The organism is Streptomyces sp. NBC_00483 (genome assembly GCF_036013745.1).
GTDB lineage: Bacteria > Actinomycetota > Actinomycetes > Streptomycetales > Streptomycetaceae > Streptomyces.
The window spans coordinates 5,289,241-5,305,527 of the sequence record NZ_CP107880.1 but is presented as its reverse complement, the minus strand read 5'-3'; the positions used below and the strand labels follow the sequence as shown (position 1 = coordinate 5,305,527).

At 66.2% G+C, this 16,287-nt stretch carries 10 protein-coding genes and 3 rRNA genes; 6 read left to right on the top strand and 7 right to left on the bottom strand.

Features of this window, described 5'->3' with window-relative positions; all coding sequences use genetic code 11:
• Positions 1-20 precede the first annotated feature (20 nt).
• Positions 21-629 (top strand): NADPH-dependent FMN reductase, encoded by a 609-nt coding sequence (locus tag OHA73_RS23710; RefSeq protein ID WP_327656062.1) that lies wholly within the window; start codon positions 21-23, stop codon positions 627-629.
• On the opposite strand, the gene OHA73_RS23705 is transcribed toward OHA73_RS23710, so the two are convergent.
• Complete coding sequence (locus OHA73_RS23705) at positions 626-1,192, bottom strand: GNAT family N-acetyltransferase (protein WP_327656061.1); 567 nt, start codon at positions 1,190-1,192, stop codon at positions 626-628. The genes OHA73_RS23710 and OHA73_RS23705 overlap by 4 nt on opposite strands.
• Positions 1,193-1,297: 105 nt before the next feature.
• Between OHA73_RS23705 and OHA73_RS23700 the strand changes: the two genes are divergently transcribed.
• Genes OHA73_RS23700 through OHA73_RS23685 form a run of 4 tightly spaced genes read left to right on the top strand, consistent with a single transcriptional unit; the run spans position 1,298 to position 4,991 of the window.
• Positions 1,298-2,230 carry an ATP-binding cassette domain-containing protein gene (locus OHA73_RS23700; protein ID WP_327656060.1) on the top strand — a complete coding sequence of 311 codons (933 nt, stop codon included), beginning with the start codon at positions 1,298-1,300 and terminating at the stop codon, positions 2,228-2,230.
• Entirely contained in the window at positions 2,227-3,030 is an 804-nt protein-coding gene (locus tag OHA73_RS23695) for an ABC transporter permease subunit (RefSeq protein WP_266712420.1), read from the top strand. Before OHA73_RS23700 ends, OHA73_RS23695 begins: the two co-directional genes overlap by 4 nt.
• Before the next feature lie 24 nt (positions 3,031-3,054).
• The gene (locus tag OHA73_RS23690) at positions 3,055-4,326 is read left to right on the top strand and encodes a sensor histidine kinase (protein WP_327656059.1); all 1,272 of its coding nucleotides are present in this window, start codon (positions 3,055-3,057) and stop codon (positions 4,324-4,326) included.
• Positions 4,323-4,991 carry a response regulator gene (locus OHA73_RS23685; protein ID WP_266712416.1) on the top strand — a complete coding sequence of 223 codons (669 nt, stop codon included), beginning with the start codon at positions 4,323-4,325 and terminating at the stop codon, positions 4,989-4,991. The genes OHA73_RS23690 and OHA73_RS23685 overlap by 4 nt, the downstream gene beginning before the upstream one ends.
• A 68-nt stretch (positions 4,992-5,059) precedes the next feature.
• On the opposite strand, the gene rrf is transcribed toward OHA73_RS23685, so the two are convergent.
• The 4 genes from rrf to OHA73_RS23665 all read right to left on the bottom strand — a co-directional run bounded on the left by rrf (position 5,060) and on the right by OHA73_RS23665 (position 11,437).
• A 5S ribosomal RNA gene (gene rrf, locus OHA73_RS23680) occupies positions 5,060-5,176 on the bottom strand.
• 91 nt (positions 5,177-5,267) lie between these two features.
• Positions 5,268-8,390, bottom strand: a 23S ribosomal RNA gene (locus tag OHA73_RS23675).
• Between the two features lie 314 nt (positions 8,391-8,704).
• Positions 8,705-10,230, bottom strand: a 16S ribosomal RNA gene (locus OHA73_RS23670).
• Together the 16S, 23S and 5S rRNA genes form the textbook arrangement of a ribosomal RNA operon.
• Positions 10,231-10,882: 652 nt before the next feature.
• On the bottom strand, positions 10,883-11,437 hold the full coding sequence (locus OHA73_RS23665) for a MarR family winged helix-turn-helix transcriptional regulator (protein WP_266712414.1): 555 nt from the start codon (positions 11,435-11,437) through the stop codon (positions 10,883-10,885).
• Positions 11,438-11,571: 134 nt separating this feature from the next.
• Between OHA73_RS23665 and OHA73_RS23660 the strand changes: the two genes are divergently transcribed.
• Positions 11,572-12,846, top strand: coding sequence for an MFS transporter (locus tag OHA73_RS23660; RefSeq protein WP_327658511.1), 1,275 nt, complete (start codon positions 11,572-11,574; stop codon positions 12,844-12,846).
• A gap of 4 nt (positions 12,847-12,850) precedes the next feature.
• Here the strand turns inward: OHA73_RS23660 and OHA73_RS23655 are convergent, their stop codons facing one another.
• Both OHA73_RS23655 and OHA73_RS23650 read right to left on the bottom strand, forming a co-directional pair.
• Positions 12,851-14,539, bottom strand: coding sequence for an ATP-binding SpoIIE family protein phosphatase (locus OHA73_RS23655; RefSeq protein ID WP_266712412.1), 1,689 nt, complete (start codon positions 14,537-14,539; stop codon positions 12,851-12,853).
• 157 nt (positions 14,540-14,696) lie between these two features.
• Positions 14,697-16,154 (bottom strand): NAD(P)/FAD-dependent oxidoreductase, encoded by a 1,458-nt coding sequence (locus tag OHA73_RS23650; RefSeq protein ID WP_443063116.1) that lies wholly within the window; start codon positions 16,152-16,154, stop codon positions 14,697-14,699.
• Positions 16,155-16,287 lie beyond the last annotated feature (133 nt).

Here is a 16,287-nt window from a genome sequence, read left to right as displayed (position 1 = left end):
CAACCACGGAGGACCGCACCATGCCCACGACCACAACCACGCCCGCAACCACCACCCCGCTCCGAGTGGGCGTAATTGTCGGATCCACCCGCGACGGCCGCCTCGCCCCCACCGTCAGCACCTGGTTCACGTCCCAGGCCGAACGCCACACCCCCGAAACCCACTTCGACGTCATCGACCTGACCGACCTGGACCTCCCCGGAACCCACCCCGGCTGGGGCCACAAACCAACCCCGGCCCAGACCGAGTTGGCGGCCCGCGTGGACGCCGCAGACGCCTACGTGGTGATCACCCCCGAGTACAACCACAGCTTCCCGGCCCACCTGAAGCACTTCATCGACCTGCACCGCGACGAGTGGAAGGCCAAGCCGGTCGGCTTCGTCTCGTACGGCGGCGTGGGCGGCGGCCTCCGCGCCGTGGAACAACTCCGCCTGGTCTTCGCCGAGTTGCACTGCACGACGATCCGCGACGGCGTCAGCTTCCACCAGGCCCACGGCGGCCTCTTCGCCGAGGAGGGACCGGCCCACGACGAGCAGGGCGCGGCCGGCGCCGCCAAGGTCATGCTCGACCAACTCGCCTGGTGGGCCCACGCCCTGCGCACGGCCCGGACGGAACACCCGTACGGCTAAAGCCGCTTGAGCTCCATCTCGCGCTCCACCTTGGAGGGGTCGCCCGGATGCGGGACGGCCCCTCCCGTGTGGACGAAGCCGAACTTCCGGTAGAACCCCTCGGCCCGCTGATTGTCCTCATGGACGTACAACCGCACCCGCGTCACACCGTCGAGCCCGAACGCCCACTCCACCGCTGCGGAGAACAGGGCGTCCGCCACCCCGCTCCCCCGCGCCTCGGGCCGTACGAACACCGCGACGAGCTGCGCCTGCCGCCGCTCGACGGCCTCCCCGAAGAAGTCCACGGCGCCCGCCTCCTCCACGAGCACCACCACGCTGCCGTCCCAGCGTCCGCCCTCGCCGGCCTCCGCGACGAAGCCGGCCTCCGCGACGAACTGCAGCGCCGTCGTACCGTGCGCCGCCCGCTCGGCCCGCCCCCGCCAGAACTCGTCCGGCTGAGCCAACGCGTCCTCGTACGTCTCCAGATACGCGAGCGGCGCCGCCGGATCCCGCAGCGCCGCGAGCCGCAGCTCCCTCGTGGCACGCCATTCGTCGGCCCGAACGGGTCTGATCACGTAGTCCATACATCCGCACCCTAAGGGCCCCTAGTCCCCCGGTACTACGGCATTTCCGCAGCCCGATGCCCCGGTCCGACGCCCGCGCGGCCCCGCCCACGGCACCGTACTCACATGACGATCCGAGCCCACGGCCTCACAAAACGCTACGGCGGCAAGTCCGGAAAGACCGTCGTCGAGGACCTCACCTTCACGGTCGAGCCCGGCACGGTCACCGGCTTCCTCGGCCCCAACGGCGCAGGCAAGTCCACGACCATGCGCATGCTGCTCGGCCTGGACACCCCGACCGCAGGCCGCGCCACGATCGGCGGCCGCGCCTACGCCACCCACCCGGCCCCGCTCACCGAGGTCGGCGCGCTCCTGGAGGCGAAGGCCGTCCACCCCGGCCGCACCGCCTTCCACCACCTCACGTCGCTCGCCCTCACGCACGGCATCCCGCGCTCCCGCGTCGAGACGGTCCTCGACCTCGCGGGCCTCACCGAGGTGGCGGACAAGCGGGTCAAGGGCTTCTCCCTCGGCATGGGCCAGCGCCTCGGCATCGCGGCGGCGCTCCTGGGCGACCCGGCCACGATCGTCCTGGACGAACCGGTCAACGGCCTCGACCCCGAGGGCGTCCTCTGGATCCGCACCCTCCTCAAGTCCCTTGCCGCAGAGGGCCGTACGGTCCTGGTCTCCTCGCACCTGATGAGCGAGATGGCCCTGACGGCCGACCACTTGGTCATCATCGGCCGCGGCAGGCTGCTCACGGACACGACGGTGGACTCCTTCGTACGGGAGGCAGGCGCCGGAGCCATCAAGGTGGTCACGCCCTCGGCGACCGAACTCGCCGCGCGTCTGGCCGGCCCGTCGGTGACGGTGACCAGCGACAGCCCCGGAACGCTGGAGGTGCGCGGCACGGACGCCGAGCACATCGGCCGCACCGCCGCCGCCCACGGCATCCCGCTGTTCGAACTCACCCCGCGCGCCGCGTCGTTGGAGCAGGCCTTCATGGACCTGACCCGGGATTTCGTCGAGTACAACGCCTCCGTGAAGGGACACGCAGCATGAGCACCGCCACGATCGCCCGCCCCACCAGCACCACGTCCTCTTACGCCGTGACGCCGGCGCGCGTGCTGCGCTCCGAGTGGCACAAGTTCTGGACGGTCCGCTCCACTTGGATCACCCTGCTCTCCTCGACGGTCCTGGTCGTCGGCCTCGGACTGCTGGTCTCCGCCAACTACGACACGGGAAACCGGAAGTTCGTCGATCCGGTCGGGATCGGCCTGGCCGGCGCCCAGATCGCCCAGATCGCCCTGCCGGTCCTGGGTGTCCTGATGATCGCGGGCGAATACACAAGCGGGATGATCCGGGCCTCGCTCACCGCGGTGCCCAAGCGGGCCCCGGTCCTGTGGTCGAAGGCCGCCGTCCTCGCGGCCATCGTCTTCCCGCTGACACTGGCGACCTGCCTGATCGCCTACCCGCTGAGCCAGGCCTTCCTGGCCGGGACCGACCAGGAGGCTGCCCTCACCGATCCGGGCGTCCTCACCGCCGTCGCGGGAGTGGCCGCCGGGATCACGGCCCTGTCGGTCTTCGCCCTCGGGCTCGGAGCCGTGCTCCGCTCGGTCGCGGGCGGCATCTCGGCCTTCGTCGGCGGCGTCATGATCCTCCCGGAGGTCATCTCCATGATCCCGGTGGACGCTGTGGACACCGCGATCGAGTACTTCCCGGTCCAGGCCGCGGGCAACGTGGGCGCCCTCGACCCCATCGCGGGAGCACCCTCGCCGACCGCGTCCCTGATCGCCCTGGTGCTGTGGGCGGTCGGCTCGGTCACCGTCGCCGCGCTCTTCCTCAAGCGGCGGGACGTATGACCCGGCGTGCCGGAGGATGATCCCGTGACCGATCAGCAGACAGAGGGTGCCCGCGCCGCGGGCACCCTCTCGTCCACCCGCCCGCTGCAGCAACTCCTCCAGCACATCCGCGCCTTCGACAGGCGCAGGCCGTGGGTGTGGGACCTCGTCGTCACGCTGTTCTGGGTGGGCGCCGCCCTCACGGACTACGCGAGCAGCGGCTGGCGCATGATCGCCCAGAACCTGAACGTGCCGGACTGGCAGCTCCTCGTCCTCAGCCTGGGCTTCTCCGTGCCGCTCTACTGGCGCCGCCGCCACCCCATGGCCGTCCTCCTCGCGACCGCGCCCTTCGCGCTCGCCAACGGCTGGACGGGCGCCATCCTCCAGGCCCACTTCGCCCAGCTCATCGCGGTGTTCAACCTGGCCGTGCTCCGCCCGCTCAAGCAGCTCGCCCCCGCCGCCCTGATCGTCCTCGTCCCCCTGGTCCCCGGCGCCCTGCGCTATCCGCTCGCGGCCTGGGACGGCTCCTTCGGCCCGGCGACCTGGGGCTTCGCCCTCACCGCGCTGCTCGGCATCGCAGTCCGCTCCCGCAAGGAGCATCTCGCCTCGCTCGTCGAGCACGCCCACCGTCTCGAGATCGAGCGCGACCAGCAGGCCCAGCTCGCCGCCGCGGCCGAACGCACCCGTATCGCCCGCGAGATGCACGACATCATCGGCCACAACCTCTCGGTCATCACCGGCCTCGCCGACGGCGGCTCGTACGCTGCCGCCCGCAACCCGGAACGCGCGGGCCAGGCCCTCACCGCCATCGCCACCACCAGCCGCAATGCCCTCACGGAACTCCGCCGCCTCCTCGACGTACTGGGCGAGGAAGCCCCCTCGCCCGCGGCGGAGCTGACCCCGGCACCCGCACTCGACGACCTCGACTCCCTGATCGAAGGCGTACGTTCGGCAGGACTCCCCGTCCTCAGGAAGGTCGAGGGCGAACCGATACCGCTGCCCGCGGGCCTGGAACTCACGGTGTACCGGGTGGTCCAGGAGGCCCTCACCAACACCCTGAAACACGGCGGCCCATCGGCGACCTCCGAACTGCTCGTCTCGTACGCGACCGACGCGGTGACCGTGACCATCACGGACACCGGCCGCGGCGCACGCACAGACGACCCCCGCACCGACGACCACGGAACCGGCCGCGGCATTGCGGGCATGAGAGAGCGAACGGCCCTCTACCGAGGCACACTTGAGACCGGACCACGACCGGCCGGCGGCTGGCGGGTACACCTCCGCATCCCGATCCCGGAAGGGCCCACTGCGTGACGACCGTCCTCATCGTCGACGACCAGCCCATGCAGCGCTTCGGCTTCCGCATGCTCCTGGAGAGCCAGGACGACCTACGGGTCGCGGGCGAGGCGGGCACGGGCACGGAGGCGGTCCGCCTCGCGGCCGAGCTCGCCCCCGACGTGGTCCTGATGGACATCCGCATGCCCGGCATGGACGGCATCGAGGCCACGCGCCGCATCACCGCCTCGGGCCCCGAGGGCCCGCGCATCCTCATTCTCACCACGTTCGACATGGACGAGTACGCATACGCGGGCCTGCGGGCCGGCGCCTCCGGCTTCCTCATCAAGGACGCGCTCCCCGAGGAACTCCTGGCAGGCATCCGCGCGGTGGCCGCCGGCGACGCGATCGTCGCCCCCAGCCTGACCCGCCGCCTCCTGGACGCGTACGTCCACCACCTCCCGGCCACCGCGGGCACTCCCCCGGCCGCCGATCCACGCATCGCCTCCCTCACGGACCGCGAACGCGAGATCCTCACGGTCATCGCCCAGGGCTGGAGCAACGCCGAGGTCGCCGAACGTCTGCACCTCGCGGAATCGACGGTGAAAACCCATGTCTCCCGCATTCTGGCGAAGACGGGGGCACGGGACAGAGTGCAGGCGGTGATCGTGGCATACGACGCGAAACTGGTGGAGCCCGCATAACGCGCATTGACCCTAAACGCAGAAAAGCCCCGGACCGTATCCCGGTCCGGGGCTTTTCTTCAAAAATAGTTCGGCGGCGTCCTACTCTCCCACAGGGTCCCCCCTGCAGTACCATCGGCGCTGTGAGGCTTAGCTTCCGGGTTCGGAATGTAACCGGGCGTTTCCCTCACGCTATGACCACCGAAACACTATGAAACTGTCAACCGCACCGTAGTCGTGGCCCGACATACGGGGTTGTTCGTGGTTTCAGAACCAACACAGTGGACGCGAGCAACTGAGGACAAGCCCTCGGCCTATTAGTACCGGTCACCTCCACACCTTGCGGTGCTTCCAGATCCGGCCTATCAACCCAGTCGTCTACTGGGAGCCTTAACCCCTCAAAGGGGGTGGGAATACTCATCTCGAAGCAGGCTTCCCGCTTAGATGCTTTCAGCGGTTATCCTTTCCGAACGTAGCCAACCAGCCATGCCCTTGGCAGGACAACTGGCACACCAGAGGTTCGTCCGTCCCGGTCCTCTCGTACTAGGGACAGCCCTTCTCAATATTCCTACGCGCACAGAGGATAGGGACCGAACTGTCTCACGACGTTCTAAACCCAGCTCGCGTACCGCTTTAATGGGCGAACAGCCCAACCCTTGGGACCGACTCCAGCCCCAGGATGCGACGAGCCGACATCGAGGTGCCAAACCATCCCGTCGATATGGACTCTTGGGGAAGATCAGCCTGTTATCCCCGGGGTACCTTTTATCCGTTGAGCGACGGCGCTTCCACAAGCCACCGCCGGATCACTAGTCCCGACTTTCGTCCCTGCTCGACCCGTCGGTCTCACAGTCAAGCTCCCTTGTGCACTTACACTCAACACCTGATTACCAACCAGGCTGAGGGAACCTTTGGGCGCCTCCGTTACTCTTTGGGAGGCAACCGCCCCAGTTAAACTACCCATCAGACACTGTCCCTGATCCGGATCACGGACCCAGGTTAGACATCCAGCACGACCAGAGTGGTATTTCAACGACGACTCCACAACCACTGGCGTGGCCGCTTCAAAGTCTCCCACCTATCCTACACAAGCCGAACCGAACACCAATATCAAACTATAGTAAAGGTCCCGGGGTCTTTCCGTCCTTCTGCGCGAAACGAGCATCTTTACTCGTAGTGCAATTTCACCGGGCCTATGGTTGAGACAGTCGAGAAGTCGTTACGCCATTCGTGCAGGTCGGAACTTACCCGACAAGGAATTTCGCTACCTTAGGATGGTTATAGTTACCACCGCCGTTTACTGGCGCTTAAGTTCTCAGCTTCGCCACACCGAAATGTGACTAACCGGTCCCCTTAACGTTCCAGCACCGGGCAGGCGTCAGTCCGTATACATCGCCTTACGGCTTCGCACGGACCTGTGTTTTTAGTAAACAGTCGCTTCTCGCTGGTCTCTGCGGCCACCCCCAGCTCATGGAGCAAGTCCAATCACCAGGAATGGCCCCCCTTCTCCCGAAGTTACGGGGGCATTTTGCCGAGTTCCTTAACCATAGTTCACCCGAACGCCTCGGTATTCTCTACCTGACCACCTGAGTCGGTTTAGGGTACGGGCCGCCATGAAACTCGCTAGAGGCTTTTCTCGACAGCATAGGATCATCCACTTCACCACAATCGGCTCGGCATCAGGTCTCAGGCACAAGCTGTCCGGATTTACCTGGACAGCGCCCTACACCCTTACCCCGGGACTACCATCGCCCGGGCTGGACTACCTTCCTGCGTCACCCCATCGCTCACCTACTACCAGCTTGGGCCGGCGGCTCCACCACTTTCCATTCCCCGAAGGGTCCGGAACGGCTTCACGGCCTTAGCATCACTGGATTCGATGTCTTTCGCGTCACAGCGGGTACCGGAATATCAACCGGTTATCCATCGACTACGCCTGTCGGCCTCGCCTTAGGTCCCGACTTACCCTGGGCAGATCAGCTTGACCCAGGAACCCTTAGTCAATCGGCGCACACGTTTCTCACGTGTGTATCGCTACTCATGCCTGCATTCTCACTCGTGAACCGTCCACAACTACCTTCCGGTGCTGCTTCACCCGGCACACGACGCTCCCCTACCCATCCATACAGGCGTTGGCCCTGTTGTATGAATGACACGACTTCGGCGGTACGCTTGAGCCCCGCTACATTGTCGGCGCGGAATCACTTGACCAGTGAGCTATTACGCACTCTTTCAAGGGTGGCTGCTTCTAAGCCAACCTCCTGGTTGTCTCTGCGACTCCACATCCTTTCCCACTTAGCGTACGCTTAGGGGCCTTAGTCGATGCTCTGGGCTGTTTCCCTCTCGACCATGGAGCTTATCCCCCACAGTCTCACTGCCGTGCTCTCACTTACCGGCATTCGGAGTTTGGCTAAGGTCAGTAACCCGGTAGGGCCCATCGCCTATCCAGTGCTCTACCTCCGGCAAGAAACACACGACGCTGCACCTAAATGCATTTCGGGGAGAACCAGCTATCACGGAGTTTGATTGGCCTTTCACCCCTAACCACAGGTCATCCCCCAGGTTTTCAACCCTGGTGGGTTCGGTCCTCCACGAAGTCTTACCTCCGCTTCAACCTGCCCATGGCTAGATCACTCCGCTTCGGGTCTTGAGCGCGCTACTAAATCGCCCTATTCGGACTCGCTTTCGCTACGGCTTCCCCACACGGGTTAACCTCGCAACACACCGCAAACTCGCAGGCTCATTCTTCAAAAGGCACGCAGTCACGACGCATTGAGTAAACTCAATGCGCGACGCTCCCACGGCTTGTAGGCACACGGTTTCAGGTACTATTTCACTCCGCTCCCGCGGTACTTTTCACCATTCCCTCACGGTACTATCCGCTATCGGTCACCAGGGAATATTTAGGCTTAACGGGTGGTCCCGCCAGATTCACACAGGATTTCTCGGGCCCCGTGCTACTTGGGTGTCTCTCAAACGAGCCGTTAATGTTTCGACTACGGGGGTCTTACCCTCTACGCCGGACCTTTCGCATGTCCTTCGCCTACATCAACGGTTTCTTACTCGTCTCACGGCCGGCAGACCGTAAAAGAGAGATCCCACAACCCCGCACACGCAACCCCTGCCGGGTCTCACACGTATACGGTTTGGCCTCATCCAGTTTCGCTCGCCACTACTCCCGGAATCACGGTTGTTTTCTCTTCCTGCGGGTACTGAGATGTTTCACTTCCCCGCGTTCCCTCCACACTGCCTATATATTCAGCAGCGGGTGACAGCCCATGACGACTGCCGGGTTTCCCCATTCGGAAACCCCCGGATCAAAGCCTGGTTGACGACTCCCCGGGGACTATCGTGGCCTCCCACGTCCTTCATCGGTTCCTGGTGCCAAGGCATCCACCGTGCGCCCTTAAAAACTTGGCCACAGATGCTCGCGTCCACTGTGCAGTTCTCAAACAACGACCAACCACCCGTCACAACCCACCGAAGCGGATTTTTACCGGGGCCGGCACTGAAGGCGACCGTTACGGCCGTACCTTCAGATACCCAACAGCGTGCCCGACACCCTCGCCACTCGTGATCAGCTTTCCACGCTCCGAAGAGCAGTACTTGCAGCCCGAGATGACTGACGGTGCCGAATAATCAACGTTCCACCCATGAGCAACCACCGTCGAACGTTTGCCGACGTAGTGGCCTCTGACCTCGTCCCGAAGGACTCGGTAAGAAGTGCTCCTTAGAAAGGAGGTGATCCAGCCGCACCTTCCGGTACGGCTACCTTGTTACGACTTCGTCCCAATCGCCAGTCCCACCTTCGACAGCTCCCTCCCACAAGGGGTTGGGCCACCGGCTTCGGGTGTTACCGACTTTCGTGACGTGACGGGCGGTGTGTACAAGGCCCGGGAACGTATTCACCGCAGCAATGCTGATCTGCGATTACTAGCAACTCCAACTTCATGGGGTCGAGTTGCAGACCCCAATCCGAACTGAGACCGACTTTTTGAGATTCGCTCCACCTTGCGGTATCGCAGCTCATTGTATCGGCCATTGTAGCACGTGTGCAGCCCAAGACATAAGGGGCATGATGACTTGACGTCGTCCCCACCTTCCTCCGAGTTGACCCCGGCGGTCTCCTGTGAGTCCCCATCACCCCGAAGGGCATGCTGGCAACACAGAACAAGGGTTGCGCTCGTTGCGGGACTTAACCCAACATCTCACGACACGAGCTGACGACAGCCATGCACCACCTGTACACCGACCACAAGGGGGCGCCTGTCTCCAGACGTTTCCGGTGTATGTCAAGCCTTGGTAAGGTTCTTCGCGTTGCGTCGAATTAAGCCACATGCTCCGCTGCTTGTGCGGGCCCCCGTCAATTCCTTTGAGTTTTAGCCTTGCGGCCGTACTCCCCAGGCGGGGCACTTAATGCGTTAGCTGCGGCGCGGACAACGTGGAATGTTGCCCACACCTAGTGCCCACCGTTTACGGCGTGGACTACCAGGGTATCTAATCCTGTTCGCTCCCCACGCTTTCGCTCCTCAGCGTCAGTAATGGCCCAGAGATCCGCCTTCGCCACCGGTGTTCCTCCTGATATCTGCGCATTTCACCGCTACACCAGGAATTCCGATCTCCCCTACCACACTCTAGCTAGCCCGTATCGACTGCAGACTCGGGGTTAAGCCCCGAGCTTTCACAATCGACGTGACAAGCCGCCTACGAGCTCTTTACGCCCAATAATTCCGGACAACGCTTGCGCCCTACGTATTACCGCGGCTGCTGGCACGTAGTTAGCCGGCGCTTCTTCTGCAGGTACCGTCACTTTCGCTTCTTCCCTGCTGAAAGAGGTTTACAACCCGAAGGCCGTCATCCCTCACGCGGCGTCGCTGCATCAGGCTTTCGCCCATTGTGCAATATTCCCCACTGCTGCCTCCCGTAGGAGTCTGGGCCGTGTCTCAGTCCCAGTGTGGCCGGTCGCCCTCTCAGGCCGGCTACCCGTCGTCGCCTTGGTGAGCCATTACCTCACCAACAAGCTGATAGGCCGCGGGCTCATCCTTCACCGCCGGAGCTTTTAACCCCCATCCAGGAGAATGGGAGTGTTATCCGGTATTAGACCTCGTTTCCAAGGCTTGTCCCAGAGTGAAGGGCAGATTGCCCACGTGTTACTCACCCGTTCGCCACTAATCCACCCCGAAGGGCTTCATCGTTCGACTTGCATGTGTTAAGCACGCCGCCAGCGTTCGTCCTGAGCCAGGATCAAACTCTCCGTGAATGTTTCCCCGTAATCGGGGTGACACCACGAGAGCGGAACAGTCGGAGGAATAATCCGACCGTTCACAGCGTCCTCGCTGTGCGCCTGCCGACCAATTAAGGTCTGCAGGACTTTTCAAAGGAACCTCGCCCCAGCAGATGCTGGAGACGGGGTATCAACATATCTGGCGTTGATTTTTGGCACGCTGTTGAGTTCTCAAGGAACGGACGCTTCCTTTGTACTCACCCTCTCGGGCTTTCCTCCGGGCGCTTCCCTTCGGTATTTCGTGTTTCCGACTCTATCAGACCGTTTCACCGGCCGATTTCCTCGGGGTCCTGCTGGTCTTGCTCTTCGCTTTCCGGCCTTTCGGCTTTCCGGCGAGTCCGACTCTATCAGATCCTTTCGGGCCTGATTCCCAGTCAGCGGGGCTTGTCTTCCCGGCTGTTGGGCCGTTCCGACGTTCCAAACTTTAGCGGATTCCCGGCCCCCGAGCGAATCGGGGGTTCGGAATTGAATTCGGGCACGCCGAATAGAATCCCGGTTGGGAGATCGTGCTGAGATTGGGTGCCGCTTGAGCGGCGGATGTGCTGCCGAAGAACCGTTACGGCCCCGTGGCAACCCGAGGTACCTTACGGACCGGGGAAGGCCGTGTCAACCCTCCCCCTGCCCGGCTTCAGCCGAGGTCGTTGAGGCGCCCGCCGGCGTCCGGCTGGGCGTCTTCCACACGGCGTAGAAGACGGGTGAGGACCTCGCCCAGCGCGCTGCGCTCCTTCGGGTTGAGGTCCTGGAGCAGGTCCTCCTCGAAGACGGACGCGAGGCGCATCGCCTCCAGCCACTTCTCGCGGCCCTCCGCGGTCAGCTCCACGATGACGCGGACGCGGTTGTTCTCGTCGCGGTCGCGGGTGACCAGGCCCTCCTGGACCATGCGGTCGATGCGGTGGGTCATCGCGGCGGGGGTCAGGCCGAGGCGCTTGGCGAGGTCGCCGGGGCCCATCCGGTAGGGGGCGCCGGAGAGGACGAGGGCCTTGAGGACCTCCCAGTCCGTGTTGCTGATCCCTATCTCGGCGGTCTGGCGTCCGTACGCCACGTTCATGCGGCGGTTGAGTCTGCCGAGCGCCGAGACGATCTGCTCGACCTGGGGGTCGAGGGCCTGGAACTCGCGCTGGTACGCGGCGATCTGCTCTTCGAGCGTCGGCTCGGCCGCCGGTGCGCCTGGGGTGTCCGCCATGCCGCGCAGTATGGCACGGGAGTGGTTGGCGTTGAAGTCCTTGAGTATGTACTCTTTAGCTTCGAACTTTAGCTTCGAAGTCTTCAGGGTTAAGGCCCCGATCAGCGAAAGGGCAGGTGAAAGTGACCAGGGCGATGGGCGCCGCGATGCGCCGAATTCAGGTGGGCAGCGCGCTGAGCGCGTTCGGCATCGGCTTCACGGTTCCGTTCCTCTACGTGTACGTGGCGGAGGTCCGGGGACTCGGGGCCAGTGCGGCGGGGATCGTGCTGGCCGCCTTCGCCATGGCCGCCCTGGTCGTCCTGCCCTTCACCGGTCGTGCCATCGACCGGCGCGGTCCGCTCCCCGTGCTCGTCGCGGCCTCGGTCGTGGCGTCCGTCGGAGCGGTCGGCCTCGGGTTCGCCACGTATGAACCGGCCGCCATCGTGGCCGCCGCGGTGCTGGGTGCCGGGACGGCGGTGCTGCAGCCGGCGCTCGCGACCATGATCGTGTGGTGCTCCGCGCCGGAGACGCGCACCCGTTCGTTCGCGACGCAGTTCTTCCTGCAGAACCTGGGGCTCGGCATCGGCGGGCTCATCGGCGGCCAGATCGTCGACGAGACCAGGCCTGACAGCTTCCTGCTGCTCTTCTCCATCGAGGCCGTGATGTTCCTGGTGCTCGCCGGGATCGTGCTGACCGTGCGGATGCCGCAGGCGCCCGCGCTCGGTGAGGCCGTGCCGAAGGACGAGGGCAAGGGCGGCATGCGGGCGCTGCTCGGGCACCGGGCGATGGTGCAGCTGTGCGTACTCGGGTTCGTGCTGTTCTTCGCCTGCTACGGGCAGTTCGAGTCGGGGCTGAGTGCCTACGGCGTCGAGGCGGCCGGGATCTCGGCGTCCACGCTCGGCATCGCGCTCGCCGCCAACACGGCGATGATCGTGATCGCCCAGTTCGCCGTGCTCAAGCTCGTCGAGCGCAGGAAGCGGTCGCGGGTGATCGCCGCGGTGGGGCTCATCTGGACCGTCGCGTGGCTGGCGGCCGGGTACGCGGGGATCGGGCACGGGAGCCAGGCGATGGCGACCGCCGCGTTCATCTCCACGTACGCACTGTTCGGCCTCGGTGAGGCGATGCTGTCGCCGACCGTGGCGCCGCTTGTCGCCGATCTCGCTCCGGCCGGGATGGTCGGGTCGTACAACTCGGCCTTCGCGCTGGTGAAGCAGCTCGCGCTGGCCGTCGGGCCTGCCGTGGGCGGGCCGATGGGGGCCGCGCTGCACGGTCCCTACATCGTGACGTTCGTACTGTTCTCGCTGGCCGTCACCGTTCTTGCGCTGCGGCTCGGCAAGCAGCTCACGCCGGTGCAGGACCAGCCGTCGCTCGCCGGCAGCCGTGTGGTGATGCAGAGCTCGCCGGAGCCCGCCACCGCCCCGTCCGGCTGAGGCGTCACGCCGGGGGCGCTCCCTGGGCCTTGCCTGGTGGGAGCACGAACTCGCACCACACCGCCTTGCCGCCGCCCGGCGTGCGCCGCGAGCCCCAGTTCGAGGCGATCGTGGCGACGATCGCGATGCCACGCCCCGCCTCGTCCGCCGGTTCCGCGCGGCGGCGGCGCGGCAGGTGGTCGTCGCCGTCGGTCACCTCGATGATCAGGCGGCGGTCCGTGCGGCGCAGGCGCAGTCGCATGGGCGGGGTGCCGTGCTGGAGGGAGTTGGCGACGAGTTCGCTGGCCGCGAGGACGCCCAGGTCGTGGAGTTCGTCGGCGAAGCGCCAGCTGGTGAGGACGCCGGACGCGAAGGCACGCGCGCGTGGGGCCGCCTCCACGCCGCCGAGCAGTTCGAGCGCCGCGTTGCGGAAGCGCTCGCCGTCGGTGCCCTTGCGGGCCGGGTGCTGGAGGACCAGGACCGCGACGTCGTCGTCGTGATCGGCCGTGACTCCGGCCGCGCGGATCAGGCGGTCGCAGACCACCTGGGGCGTGCCGGTCGCGCCCGCCAGGGCGTTCTCGAGCGCGGCCACCCCCTCGTCGATGTCCTCGTCGCGCCGCTCCACCAGGCCGTCGGTGTACATGACCGCCGTGGATCCGGCGCCGAGCGGCACCGAGCCCGAGGCGTGCAGCCAGCCGCCGGTGCCGAGCGGCGGGCCCGTGGGCTCGTCGCCGCGGTGGATCGTGCCGTTCTCGTCGCGTACGAGGATCGGCAGATGGCCCGCGGAGGCGTAGACGAGGCGGCCCTCGTTCGGGTCGTGGACGGCGTAGACGCAGGTGGCGATCTGCTGCGGGTCGATCTCCGTAGCGAGGCCGTCCAGCAGTTGGAGTACCTCGTGCGGGGGCAGGTCCAGGCGCGCGTAGGCGCGGACCGCCGTGCGGAGCTGGCCCATGACGGCCGCCGCCCGGACGCCGCGGCCCATGACGTCGCCGATCACCAGGGCCGTGCGGCCGCCGCCGAGGGTGATGACGTCGTACCAGTCGCCGCCGACCGCGGCCTCGGTGCCGCCGGGCTGGTAGGTGGCCGCGATCCGCAGGTCGTCCGGCTCCTCCAACTCCTGTGGCAGGAGCGAGCGTTGGAGCGTGACCGCCGTCTCGCGCTGTTCGCGCTCGCTGGTGCGCAGGCGCTCCGCCGCCTCCGCGTGGTCCGTGACGTCGGCCGCGAAGATCAGCACCCCGGGGCCCTCCGCGGTCTCCAGCGGGGTGCAGGTGACGGTGTACGAGCGGCCGCCGGACGTCTTGCGGGACTTGACCGTGCGGGGCTTGCCGCTGCGCAGTACCTGGTCGAGGAACGGGAGCAGGCTGAGCTCGTCGAGCTCGGGCAGTGCCTCGTGGGCGGGCTCGCCTGCGGTGCGCTCGCCAAAGGCCGCTACGTAGGCGTCGTTGACGTACGCGATGCGGTGCTCGGGGCCGTGCACCAGGGCGACGAGGGCGGGGATGCGGTCGAGGACCTCGCGTACGGGCAGCTCGTCGACGCCGCCCTCCTCGCCGGGCGCCTCTTCGGACAGGTGCTCGGCGCGGGCAGCGGGGACCGCGCCGTCGGGCCGCTGGGGTGGTCCGCCGTGGTCGGGCCGCTGGGGTCCGCCGTGGTCGGCCCGCGCCGCGGCGCGGCGCTGCGTTCCGGGGAGCCGGGCGCTCCAGCGCGTGAAGTTCACAGGGGAAAAGCCTCGTGGGGTCGAGGGCGGGCGAGGGGCCCGCCCAGGGTCGTGGACCAGTCTGGCCGACCGTACTGACAATCGTCAGACGCCGGTCCGCGGGCGGGAGTTCCGCGCTCCGGTCATCAGTGGTCCGTCGGGGGCGTCAACAACGCGCTCAGGGCGACCCCTTCGGATTTTCCGGAGGCCCTTGCGGGGTGTCGCGGGAGGGTCCCCCAGATGGGTCCGTAGGAGGGACCGCTCCGGCCGCGAGTTCGAACTCGGCGCGGGGCTGTTCCAGCGAGCCCAGCGAGACGATCTCTCGCTTGAACAGACCGGAGAGCGTCCATTCGGTCAGGACGCGGGCCTTGCGGTTCACGGTGGGCACCCTGCTGAGGTGGTAGACGCGGTGCATGAACCAGGCAGGGTAGCCCTTCAGTTTGCGGCCGTAGACGTGTGCGACGCCTTTGTGGAGGCCGAGCGAGGCCACCGAACCCGCGTACGCGTGCTCGTAGTCGGTGAGCGGTTCGCCACGTACGGAGGCCGCGATGTTGTCGCCGAGGGTCCTGGCCTGGCGTACCGCGTGCTGGGCGTTGGGCGCGCACTCCTTGCCGGGCGCCGTGATGTCCGGGACGGCAGCGGCGTCGCCGGCTCCCCACGCGTGCGGGGCGCCGTCGACGGCGAGCGTGGCGGTGCACTTGAGGCGCCCGCGTTCGTTCAGCGGCAGGTCCGTGGCGGCGAGCAGCGGACTCGGCTTGACGCCTGCCGTCCACACGACCGTGCGCGTGGGGAAGCGTGAGCCGTCGCTGAGCACCGCTACGCGGTGCTCGCAGGATTCCAGCCGGGTCTCCAGGCGTACGTCGATGTTGCGGCCGCGCAGTTCGCGGATCGTGTACTGGCCCATTTCCGGGCCCACTTCGGGCAGGATCCGGTCCGAGGCCTCGACGAGGATCCACTTCAGGTCCTCGGCCTTGACGTTGTGGTAGTACTTCGCCGCGTATCGGGCCATGTCCTCCAGCTCGCCGAGTGCCTCCACTCCCGCGTACCCGCCTCCTACGAAGACGAAGGTGAGCGCCGCGTCGCGGATCGCCGGGTCGCGCGTGGAGGAGGCGATGTCGAGTTGCTCGATGACGTGGTTGCGCAGGCCGATGGCCTCCTCGACGGTCTTGAACCCGATGCCGAAGTCGGCGAGCCCGGGGACCGGGAGCGTGCGGGAGACGGAGCCCGGCGCCAGGACCAGTTCGTCGTAGGTGAGGGTGGCGGCGCCCGTGCCCTCTTCCTCGCTGGCCAGCGTGGTGTACGTGGCCGTGCGCTTGCCGTGGTCGATGGACTGCGCCTCGCCGACGATCACTTGGCAGAGGTCGAGCGCGCGGCGCAGCGCGACGACGACATGGCGCGGCGAGATCGATCCGGCGGCGGCCTCCGGCAGGAAAGGCTGATAGGTCATGTACGGGTCGGGGGTGATCAGAACGATCTCCACGGCACCGCTCTTGAGCTCCGGTTTGAGCTTCTTCTGGAGCCGCAGAGCCGTGTACATCCCGACGTAACCGCCGCCGACTACAACAATGCGCGTACACGTCGGGGGCACGGGGGTCGACCCCCGGAAGATTGCAGTCCTCACCCTCCCATGACGCATCGGGCCCCTGCGTTTGTCCACAGTCCCGACCATTTGTATGACGACCAGAAGTACCCCTCGCGGCCCGGCGATCAACCCGCGTACGGGGGAGGTTCCCAGGTCAGCGTCCAAAGAGGGGTCCCGGGCCGGGGTG